Genomic DNA, 6490 nt, shown 5'->3' with positions numbered 1-6490 from the left:
CTGCTCGAGCAAACGGATCCGCTTCCTCGCTTCACGCAGTTCGGCACGGTCGGCGTCGCTCGCACCGGCACGAACGCCGTCTTCGATGTCGGCGCGCTTGATCCAGTTCGTCAACGAGCCTTCGGAGATCCCGAAGTCCTTCGCGATCTGGACCAGCGGCGCTTGCCCGCGTCGGGCGACGGCCACGACATCGTCACGGAACTCTTTCGGATACGGCTTCGGCACAGGGAACATCCTTCCATCAGAGACCCACGGGCCTCAGAACTCAGATGTCAACCAAAGTCGGGGCAGTCCCCGGCATGCTGGCCGTGATCAATGAGTACCAGTCCAAGGCTTCAGGAGCTGACATCGCCTTCAAGATGGGCGAGAAGGCCAGGCGCGGTGGAACGCTCGGCAAGGCCAAGCTCGGCTACCTCAACGTGATCGACTCGAGCGAGGGCCGGCAAATCCGCACGGTCGGTCTCGACCCGATCGGGCCCCTTCGTCAAGCTCGCGTTCGAGCTTTACGCCACCGGCAACTACACCCTCAATGACATCGTGGACGAGTTGACGGAGCGCGGCCTCACTACGCGCCCGACAGCAAGTCGCCCCGCCGGCCCGGTATCGGTCAACAAGATCCACCAGATGCTCACCGACAGTTACTACGTCGGCATCGTCAGCTACAAGGGCGAGCAGTTCGCCGGGCGCCACGAGCCGCTGATTGACGAAGAACTGTTCAATGCCGTACAGGCACTCGTCGAATCACGAGGTCGTTCGGGTGAGCGTCGCCGTGAGCACCACCATTACCTCAAGGGCTCCGTCTACTGCGGTGAATGCAGGCGCCGATTCGGTGTCGAGCAGCGTCTCATCCTGCAGCGGGCGGTTGGGCGCAATGGCGGCGAGTACTACTACTTCTTCTGCCCTGGCCGGCGAGAGCGCGACTGCAACCAGCCGCACCACAACGTGCTGCGCGTTGAGTACGCGGTCGAGGACTTCTACAAGACGAAGCGCTTCGGCCCCGACTTCATCGCTGCGATGCGCGACCTCATGACGGGCACGATCGCCGACCAGTCCGACGCTCAGCGCCTGCTCCAGCGACAGCTCCGCGAGCAGCTCAAGTCCTACGACGTGCAGGAGGAGAACCTCCTCGATCTCGCGGCCGATCCCGAGGTTCCGCAGGCTCGCATCCGGGCGCGACTGTCCAAGATCAAGCTCGAGCGCGAGCGCCTCTCCGGACAGCTTGGTGGCGTCGAGACCGATCTCAAGATGGGCGTGCGCTACATCGAGGCCAACCTTCGTCTCCTCGAGAACCCGCAGGAGCTCTACGTGGTCGCGGAGGACGAGGTTCGGCGCCGGCTCAACCAGGCGATCTTCCACCGGCTCTACATCAGCGATGAGGTCGTGGAGGGCGCCGAGCTCAACGAGCCGCTCGGCCAGTTGCTGGCGACGGAGGCAGCCTACCGAGCATCGGACGCTGGGCTCGGGGCTGAGGCGATCAAGGCGGCTTACAACGCTGCATTCGCGCGGAACGTCCCCGCAAAGCAGAAGGCCGCCCAGGAGGACGGCCTTCTCGACAGCTCACAGCGCATGACGACGACTTGGACTTACTTGATCACCGCCGCTTCAGCGGACGGTGTTTCTAATAAGCCTCCTATGGTGGAGATGGGGGAATTGAACCCCCGTCCATCGCTGAGTTTGCACGTCTTCTCCGGGCGCAGCTCATGAAGGCGTTCTACTCGGCCCCGATCCTTGCCATGAGCCCCTGGATCGACAGGCCCAGCCCGAGTACAAGTCCCGCGCGACGCTCAGGCGTCGCCGCGCAGCGAGCCTCCTAGATGACGCCAGGAACCGGGGCGGAGGCGAACCCGGTCTGACGGACTTACGCGCTGGCCTTAGGCGGCGAGGGCGAAGTCGGTGCGCTTAGCATTGGCACCTATTGGTTTGCGGAGGGCGTTAACGAGATAACCCCGCGTCCTCGGCCCGCTTCTCGTGCGCATCCAGGCGATGTCGAAACCGATCATCCCCCTGCGGGCCGTCGTCATGCGCTGTGGAGTTGCCAAGCCGCCCTCGCGAGCGGTGTCCGCCGTTTCCGGCGGGCCGTTCAGTGTAACCCGCATCCCGCCCGCGGCGCATGCCCCGCGCATCCGCTCAGAGCGAAGCGGATGCATCGAGCCGTCACGCGAGGTCACCGCTCACCCGCTCTCACTAGGCTTCGCAACGACCCGTCCGACCGACAAGGGAGCGTCTGCAACCCATGGCCAACATCCACGCCGACATCACCGGTGCCTTCGGCAAGACCCCGCTCGTGCGACTGAACCGCGTCACCGAGGGCGTCGGCGCCACCGTGCTGGGCAAGCTCGAGTTCTACAACCCCTCCGCCAGCGTCAAGGACCGCCTGGGCATCGCCATCGTCGACGCCGCCGAGGCGTCCGGTGCGCTGCAGCCCGGCGGCACGATCGTCGAGGGCACCAGCGGCAACACCGGCATCGCGCTCGCCGCGGTCGGCGCGGCGCGCGGCTACGAGGTCGTGCTCGCGATGCCCGAGACCATGTCGAACGAGCGCAAGCTGCTGCTGCGCGCCTACGGTGCCGAGCTCGTGCTCACCCCGGGCGGCGAGGGCATGAAGGGCGCCGTCGCCCGTGCCGAGCAGATCGCCGCCGAGCGCGAGGGCGCGGTGCTGGCGAGCCAGTTCGCGAACGAGGCGAACCCCGCCATCCACCACGCGACCACCGGCCCCGAGATCTGGCAGGACACGGACGGCGAGGTCGACATCTTCGTCTCCGGCATCGGCACGGGCGGCACCATCACGGGCGCCGGCCGCTACCTGAAGGAGCAGAAGCCGGGCCTGCAGGTCGTCGGCGTCGAGCCCGCCGAGTCGCCGATCCTCAACGGCGGCAACCCGGGCCCGCACAAGATTCAGGGCATCGGCGCCAACTTCGTGCCGCCGATCCTCGACCGCGAGGTCTACGACGAGATCATCGACGTCGACATCGCGACCTCGGTGGCCACCGCCCGCCGCCTCGGCACGGAGGAGGGCATCCTCGCCGGCATCTCGTCGGGCGCCACGGTGCACGCCGCGCTCGAGCTCGCGAAGCGACCCGAGAACGCCGGCAAGACCATCGTCGTGATCCTCGCCAGCTACGGCGAGCGCTACCTCTCGACGGTGCTCTACGAGGACCTGGCCTGACCTCACGGCCCGATAGCCTTGGTCGCATGAGGCTTCGCGAGGACGTGCGCGCCGTCCAGGCCCGCGACCCCGCCGCCCGGTCGGGCCTGGAGATCGTGCTCGCCTACTCCGGCATGCACGCGCTCTGGGCCCACCGGGCGTCCCACACCCTCTGGCGCGCGGCCTGCGGCTGCCGGCCCGGCTGCTCTCACAGCTCGTCCGCTCGCTCACCGGCGTCGAGATCCATCCGGCCGCCCGCATCGGCCGCCGCGTCGTCATCGACCACGGCATGGGCGTCGTGATCGGCGCCACCGCGGTCGTCGGCGACGACGTGCTGATTTACCACGGCGTCACGCTCGGCGGGCGCACGCTGCGCACCGGCAAGCGCCACCCCACCATCGGCGACCGCGTCGTCATCGGCGCCGGCGCCAAGGTCATCGGCCCCGTCACGGTCGGCGCGGACACCCGCGTCGGCGCGAACGCCGTCGTCACCCGCGACGCGGCGCCGGGCAGCACGCTGGTCGGCGTGCCCGCACGGCAGATCGGCACCGGTCCAGCCGTACCCGTCGAGCTCGACCTGGGCGCGGGGATCTGAGGCCGGGTCGCACCCGCCTCATCCTCCCGTTGGGGCGCATCGGCGACAACGGGGCGTGCGCCCGCATGCCCCAGCGTCGCCAAAGCGCCCCAAAGGCTGGTGAGGACAGCGGAGGGGCGGAGAAGCAGGGGGCGATGTGCTGGGCGGAGCGCGGCCTGAGCCCTACCCCCAGGTTGCGGTAGCGCATGGCGCGCTGCGCCTCGCGGTTGTCCTGCTGCTCGCGCAGCGCCTGACGCTTGTCGTACTCGCGCTTGCCCTTCGCGATCGCGATCTCGACCTTGGCCCTGCCGTCGCTGAAGTAGATCCTGAGCGGCACGAGCGTGTAGCCGCCGCCCTGGATGCGCTGGCTGATCTTGATGATCTGCGCCTTGTGCAGCAGCAGCTTGCGCTTGCGGCGGGTCGCGTGGTTCGTCCACGAGCCCGATCCCCACTCGGGGATGTGCACGTTGTCGAGCCACGCCTCCTCGCGGTCGATGTACGCGTAGCCGTCCACCAGCGAGGCCTTGCCCTCGCGCAGCGACTTCACCTCGGTGCCCGAGAGCACGAGGCCCGCCTCGTAGGTGTCCTCGATCGAGTAGTCGTGTCGCGCCTTGCGGTTCGTCGCGACGACGCGCTCTCCCTGCTCCCTGGGCACCGTCTCACCTCATCCGTCCATCGCCGCGCACCGGACCGTGCGGGCAGCCTCACAGCCTACCGCGCGGACGGGCCTCAGACCCGCAGGTACCGGCTGATGGCGAACTGGGCGCTGAGCGCCGAGAGCAGCACCCCGACGCCGATCACGAGCGGCAGCACGAGCCACACCTCGTCGAGGTCGATGAAGCTGAAGGCGGTGAGCTGCGCCGTCAGGTAGTCGCCCACGAAGAAGTGCACGAGCGCCACCAGTGCGGCGCAGGCGAGCACCGAGCCGATGAGCGCCGCCACGATGCCCTCGAGGATGAACGGCGTCTTGATGAACGCGTTCGAGGCGCCGACGAGGCGCATGATGCCGAGCTCGCGCCTCCGGGAGAAGGCGGAGAGACGGATGGTCGTGGCGATCAGCAGCACCGCCGCGACGAGCATGAGGGCCGCGATGCCGATCGCCGCGACGCTCGAGGCGTTGAGGGCGTCGAAGATCGGCGCCAGGTAGCTGAGCTGGTTGACGACCTCGTCCACGCCGGCCAGGCCGGCCAGCGACTCGGTGAGCACCTCGAACTGCGCCGGGTCGACCAGGTTGACCCAGAAGGTGCCGCCGAAGTTCTCGGCGCTGCCGAGCTCGGCGGTCGGCGTGCCCGAGAACTGCTGCACGAAGCGGTCGTAGCTCTCCTGCGGGGTGTCGTACGACATGGAGGAGACGAAGGGCTGCAGCACGTCGGAGTCGAGCTCCGCCTGCACCGCCTCGATCTGCGCATCCGTGGCCGCCACGCCCTCGCAGTTGGCCGCGGACTCCGTGCACATGTAGACGACCACCTGGGCGCGGTCGCTCCAGAACTGGCGCATCTCGTTGACCTGCAGCTGCAGCAGGGCCGAGGCGCCCACGAAGGTCAGCGAGATGAACGTGACGAGCACGACCGAGACGACCATGGACAGGTTGCGACGCAGGCCCTGGCCCACCTCGCCCATGACGAGTGCGAACCTCATGCGCGGTCCCCCTTGTCGAACCGGGTACTGCGGATGGGCTTGTCGAAGCCGCGCGGGTCGCGGTCGTCGTCGCCGGGCTGGGCGGCGCTCGCAGGCTGCGCGGCGCTGGCGGGCCGTTCCGTCGCGGCGGGAGCGGATGCGGGCTGCTGGCCGGTGCGCAGCGACTCGGGCGCGGACGGCAGGTCCGTCGCCGCGGTCACCGGCGTGCTCGGGATGGTCACCGCGCCGGTCTCGCGCAGATCGCGTCGCCGGGCGACGGGCTCCGCGTCCGCCGGCGCCTGGATCGGCACGGCCTGCGTCTGGTAGCCGCCGCCGCGCTCGTCGCGCACGATGTCACCCGCGCTGAGCTCGACGACGCGGCGCTGCATCTGGTCGACCAGATCGGCGGCGTGGGTGGCCATGACCACCGTCGTGCCGTTGGCGTTGATGCGCTCGAGCAGGTTCATGATGCCCTGGCTCGTGGCGGGGTCGAGGTTGCCGGTCGGCTCGTCCGCCAGCAGCAGCTGCGGCTTGTTGACGATCGCGCGGGCGATGGCGACGCGCTGCTGCTCGCCGCCGGAGAGCTCGTGGGGCAGGCGCTCCGACTTGTTGCCGAGGCCGACCATCTGCAGCACGTCGGGCACGGCCTCCTGGATGAAGCCGCGGCTCTTGCCGATGACCTGCAGCGTGAACGCGACGTTCTCGGCCACGGTCTTGTTCGGCAGCAGGCGGAAGTCCTGGAACACGACGCCCAGGTTGCGCCGGAAGTACGGCACCTTGCGGCTCGGCAGGCTCTGGAGGTCCTGACCGAGCACGTGGATCTGCCCGCGGTTGGGGCGCTCCTCGCGCAGGATCAGCCGCAGGAAGCTGGACTTGCCCGACCCCGATGCGCCGACGAGGAAGACGAATTCGCCCCGCAGGATCTCGAGGTCGACCGCGTTGAGGGCAGGGCGGGCGGTGCGCGCGTACTGCTTGGTGACCTGGTCGAATCGAATCATGACGGCACGAGCCTAGGTCGCCGCATCCGCGATCCCGGGAGCGACACCCGCGCGGGGGCGGCGGGTCCCTGAGGGTTCCTTATGAACAGAGCGCCCGGTGCTCGTCATCGAACCGATCGAGCACAGCTCGATCGGCGCTGGCGTCGCACTGACGCT

Annotated in this window: 5 protein-coding genes, 1 other RNA gene and 3 pseudogenes; 4 read left to right on the top strand and 5 right to left on the bottom strand. The window is 68.8% G+C overall.

Annotated elements, in window-relative coordinates:
- Positions 1 to 225: transposase (locus QQK26_RS15705; protein WP_284234352.1), on the bottom strand; the 225-nt coding region annotated here is incomplete at its 3' end.
- 74 nt (positions 226 to 299) lie between these two features.
- Between QQK26_RS15705 and QQK26_RS15700 the strand changes: the two genes are divergently transcribed.
- Positions 300 to 533, top strand: a complete 234-nt coding sequence (locus QQK26_RS15700; RefSeq protein WP_284234350.1) for a hypothetical protein — start codon at positions 300 to 302, stop codon at positions 531 to 533.
- Between the two features lie 4 nt (positions 534 to 537).
- Positions 538 to 918, top strand: a pseudogene (locus QQK26_RS16550) (recombinase family protein); the annotation flags it as partial.
- 715 nt (positions 919 to 1633) lie between these two features.
- Here the strand turns inward: QQK26_RS16550 and ssrA are convergent.
- Positions 1634 to 2004, bottom strand: a transfer-messenger RNA (tmRNA) gene (gene ssrA / locus QQK26_RS15690).
- Between the two features lie 229 nt (positions 2005 to 2233).
- Here ssrA and cysK point away from each other — a divergent pair.
- The gene (cysK, locus tag QQK26_RS15685) at positions 2234 to 3166 is read left to right on the top strand and encodes a cysteine synthase A (RefSeq protein ID WP_284228890.1); all 933 of its coding nucleotides are present in this window, start codon (positions 2234 to 2236) and stop codon (positions 3164 to 3166) included.
- Between the two features lie 26 nt (positions 3167 to 3192).
- Positions 3193 to 3740: pseudogene (gene cysE / locus QQK26_RS15680) on the top strand (serine O-acetyltransferase).
- 166 nt (positions 3741 to 3906) lie between these two features.
- Here the strand turns inward: cysE and smpB are convergent.
- From smpB to ftsE, 3 genes and pseudogenes are all read right to left on the bottom strand, one after another.
- Positions 3907 to 4374, bottom strand: a pseudogene (smpB, locus tag QQK26_RS15675) (SsrA-binding protein SmpB); the annotation flags it as partial.
- Between the two features lie 74 nt (positions 4375 to 4448).
- Positions 4449 to 5357, bottom strand: coding sequence for a permease-like cell division protein FtsX (gene ftsX / locus QQK26_RS15670; protein WP_284228884.1), 909 nt, complete (start codon positions 5355 to 5357; stop codon positions 4449 to 4451).
- Positions 5354 to 6334, bottom strand: coding sequence for a cell division ATP-binding protein FtsE (gene ftsE, locus QQK26_RS15665; RefSeq protein ID WP_284228882.1), 981 nt, complete (start codon positions 6332 to 6334; stop codon positions 5354 to 5356). Before ftsE ends, ftsX begins: the two co-directional genes overlap by 4 nt.
- Positions 6335 to 6490: the final 156 nt, after the last annotated feature.

Origin of the sequence: Arenivirga flava (assembly GCF_030161575.1) — a bacterium.
Taxonomy (GTDB): Bacteria; Actinomycetota; Actinomycetes; order Actinomycetales; family Microbacteriaceae; genus Arenivirga; species Arenivirga flava.
This window is presented reverse-complemented; position numbering and strand designations above follow the sequence as displayed.

Excerpts from the sequence above, each read along its gene's own strand:
- ftsE (WP_284228882.1), bottom strand. The coding sequence starts at position 6,334 with ATGATTCGATTCGACCAGGTCACCAAGCAGTACGCGCGCACCGCCCGC.
- cysK (WP_284228890.1), top strand. The coding sequence starts at position 2,234 with ATGGCCAACATCCACGCCGACATCACCGGTGCCTTCGGCAAGACCCCG.
- ftsX (WP_284228884.1), bottom strand. The coding sequence starts at position 5,357 with ATGAGGTTCGCACTCGTCATGGGCGAGGTGGGCCAGGGCCTGCGTCGC.
- QQK26_RS15700 (WP_284234350.1), top strand. The coding sequence starts at position 300 with ATGCTGGCCGTGATCAATGAGTACCAGTCCAAGGCTTCAGGAGCTGAC.